The sequence below is a fragment of the Ancylothrix sp. D3o genome, from assembly GCF_025370775.1.
Classification (GTDB): domain Bacteria; phylum Cyanobacteriota; class Cyanobacteriia; order Cyanobacteriales; family Oscillatoriaceae; genus Ancylothrix.
Genome location: NZ_JAMXEX010000136.1, coordinates 1 through 1,114 on the forward strand (window position 1 = coordinate 1; position 1,114 = coordinate 1,114).

Genomic DNA, 1,114 nt, shown 5'->3' on the forward strand with positions numbered 1-1,114 from the left:
CTCATCCTTTCTTGAGGCTTTTACTAGATTTTTCAGCTTAACATTTTTTGAACCATTTGCAAAAGTGAGATGCACCCGATGATAGCAATTAACTTTGAGCTTTCTAAATCTATTAAAACTGCACAATAATTTCCTTTTCCTTTAATCAATGCTATTTCATCAAGTCCTAGCTTTTTTAAATCCCTCGGTTTTAAATCGGCTAATTCTGATGAGGCATCTTTTAACATTCTTTCTATTTCTTCTGTGGTAACTAACCCTTCTTTTGCGACACTGTTTATATCATTTTCTAAAACTTGTTGAAGGATTTTTTGAGCCAATCTTTTTGTATAAGTCCTTCTTTTTCCGACGAAATCCAAATTTTCACTAAACGGCTTTTTACATTGCTTACATTTGAACTGTCGTCTATTTATTTCTAAAAATACTGGCGATTCTCCCCAAGGTAAATCTTTAATTATATATTGATGGTTTTGATGTAATTTATGACTTTTTTCCCCACAACGAGGACAGATACTTTCCTCATGGATTGGCTCTATCTCTAAAATTATTCCAATCCCTTTATGCTGATGGCGTGACACCACTTTTACTCCTTCTAGTTCCAGAAGTTCTGTGAGCATTTTAATTTCCTTTTTTGAAGCCATTGTTACTGCCGCCACTCTTCTTTACTATTTTTCTGGTTTCATTTAACATCACATATCGCTTAACTGTCAACCGCCAAAAGCTTTTCAGATATCGGTGGATAGATTTTTCGTCTTTATTGGTCTCATTAATTATAATTTTAGCATACTAGGTACTGAAGAACCGCGAACTTAGAAAGAACGCTGAAAGCCCTATCTAGCAAAGGGTCTAAATGCTAGTTTGCCACCCAGTGGAGAGCGAAGCTATTTCTGGATTTTAGAGCGGTAAATAAAACCACCAATCGCCAGAATTATAAGTCCGAAAAAAAGCAACCAGAAAATCTGATTACTAGAACAACCCGTAAAACAGGATTGACGGGAATATTCATCAATTGATTCTGCTTGGGATAAATCTTCGCGTAAATAAGCTGTTGTACATTTAAATAGGGTATAATTAAAATATAGTCTAGTCACTTTGTAGAAAAATGCCAGCCCAAAAT

The 1,114-nt window shown here is 34.8% G+C and carries 2 protein-coding genes; both read right to left on the reverse strand.

From position 1 onward, the window contains the following. Nucleotides 1-32: 32 nt before the first annotated feature. Nucleotides 33-653: a transposase family protein gene (locus tag NG798_RS27765; protein ID WP_261226953.1), complete on the reverse strand. Its 621-nt coding sequence runs from the start codon at nucleotides 651-653 to the stop codon at nucleotides 33-35. Between the two features lie 225 nt (nucleotides 654-878). Continuing rightward, nucleotides 879-1,114 (reverse strand): LPXTG cell wall anchor domain-containing protein (locus NG798_RS27770; protein WP_261226954.1); only part of this gene is annotated, 236 nt, incomplete at its 5' end.